Origin of the sequence: Maribacter sp. (assembly GCF_049667165.1) — a bacterium.
Lineage (GTDB): Bacteria > Bacteroidota > Bacteroidia > Flavobacteriales > Flavobacteriaceae > Maribacter_A.
In genome coordinates, this window is sequence record NZ_JBATHS010000090.1 from 1 (window position 1) to 2211 (window position 2211).

Annotated in this window: 3 protein-coding genes; all 3 read right to left on the reverse strand. The window is 40.1% G+C overall.

Features of this window, described 5'->3' with window-relative positions:
* Positions 1-404, reverse strand: a 404-nt coding sequence (locus WBM98_RS05065; RefSeq protein WP_424364943.1) for an SDR family NAD(P)-dependent oxidoreductase, incomplete at its 3' end; no start/stop codon positions are given.
* Between the two features lie 40 nt (positions 405-444).
* Positions 445-1971 (reverse strand): Dabb family protein, encoded by a 1527-nt coding sequence (locus WBM98_RS05070; protein ID WP_424364944.1) that lies wholly within the window; start codon positions 1969-1971, stop codon positions 445-447.
* 29 nt (positions 1972-2000) lie between these two features.
* Positions 2001-2211 (reverse strand): GlcG/HbpS family heme-binding protein (locus tag WBM98_RS05075; RefSeq protein WP_424364945.1); only part of this gene is annotated, 211 nt, incomplete at its 5' end.

Below are 2211 nucleotides of genomic sequence, written 5' to 3' on the forward strand. Positions count from 1 at the left end.
GTAATAATGTAGCCTTTGGATTTTTTGAGCGCTGGAATAGCCGCTTTAACGGTATGGAATACCCCCGTTAAATTTATACCGATAACCGAATTCCATACTTCGGCACTCATTTCATCAATAGGGCTGAATTTCCCGATACCCGCATTGGCAATACAATAATCCAACCGTCCCCAGGTATCAATAACTTGTTGCACGGCTCTTTCTTCATCGGCTAATTTTCTCACATCGGATTGAATGGTCAAAACGTCTCCCTTTCCTATGGCTTTTAAATGTTTTTCGGCAATCTTTAGATCACTTTGTGTTCTTGCCGTAATAGCGACATGAATACCTTCTTTTACCAAGGCCTCCGCTATGCCTAATCCGATACCTTTAGAACCCCCTGTAATGTATGCTGTTTTGTTCATTTTCTAATGTTTTTTGTTCAATATCATTGCGTAAATTCCCTTACTGTTCTGTCCAGTAATCCATCACCAAAACGTCACCTATAAGCGGCCCTATTTTAGTTACTAAGGCTATGTGTGCTTCATGAAACAAGTAAATTTCCCTAGCGTTGTCATCTTTGAAGGTTAGGGTGAACGTATGGGTAAAACCTTTGCTAGCCCCTTCTTTGCTATCGTTGATCCCCCATTCCAAATGGGCAATTTCGGGAATTTCGTTTTTAAGATTTTCAAAAGCCTTAACCGCTTCGTCAATCTGTGCTTCGGTGGCTTCTTCCTTATACTTGAGGTTTACGATATGCCTTAAAACTTTTCCGCCCCTATTGATTTTTGGAGAAATTTTGTAGGTTGCCACCTTCTTTAGATCGAACCGATTCGACCCTGCGATTAGGAGGTTGGTATCCTCTATATCATGAGCCTTTAGGCCATAATAAATTGAAAAACCGGTTTCCAAATAATGTAAAGGCGTCAGCATTCCGTTTTCGTCCAATTTGCAAAGTTGAATACTGGCATCGTCTCTTGTACCAACTGCCAGTACAGCTTCGTTGTCCGTTACGGAAACAATTTGAATTCTTGTCTGCCCCTGTAGTTTGGTGTTTTCATCATCCTTTAAAATGGAATGAGGCACTAAGGCCCCTTTATTAGTTACTTTAAAAACGCTTACAGCATCACCATGATATACAAAGTCCGGTCTTTTTATAAAACCACTTCCTCTCTCATAATATTTATGGTGTCTGTGACCTACTATGACATAATAATTGGCCCCTAACTTTACTCCGGTTACAGGGTACGCTCCTGTTAAATAGCGATCTGTAGTATTGTCCCCTATATTGTTGATGTTTTTAAACGAACCGTTTTCATACACTCTAAAACTACTTACCCCATTGTCTTGAAATCCGCCTGTGTATAAATATGTTTTGCCTTTAATTTTATGGGTAAACATGCCAATGATACCATCCGTAAAAATCTTTTCATCATCTTTCATGGATTGTACATGGGTGAGTTTTCCATCAGGCTGAACTTTAAAACTACTTAACCCCGGTGTTTCTTCCAAGCCACCGATAAAGAGATATGATCCTTGCTTCATATGAACAACCTGAAGCGTAATGGCAATACCAAGGTGGGTTTCATCGGTATCCATGGTCAAGGAAACCTGTTCTAGGGTTCCATTGTCCAAAATCTTAAAAGTTTCAATGGCATTACCGTGCTTATTCGCAACAAAGAGAAAGTCTGTACCATTAATACGATCCGCAACCATTCCTCTTGCGGGTCCTTCTTCCTTATAAAGCGCTTGGGTACCTATAGGAGTTAACTTACCTTCTTTGTTCAAACCGAAGATATCAATACCTCCAAAACCTCCTGCGTATACATAATGGGACCCCCCTTTTTCATAACTCGTAACCGTTACCGTATTATTAGCGGATACGCTCTTAAAATCCTGCATATAAGGCATGAGCCCATCCGTGGTTTGCGATAAACATATTTGCGATAAAAGCGATATGATAAAAGGAATGGAAATTTTTATGCTATTCATAATTTTAAGCTTTTTTTGAATGGTATGGATTATTCCAAGATTGCATTTGCTCCGGCAGTTGCGATTTCATGATCTTGTTCAATAGTTCCACCGCTAACACCTATGGCGCCTATGATTTTTCCTTCTTTATTTTTAATGGGTACACCGCCGGGAAACGTCATGAGTCCGTCATTGGAAAGTTCAATATTATAGATAATGCCCCCGGGTTGGGAAAGCTTACCTAGGTCGCCCGTATTTATG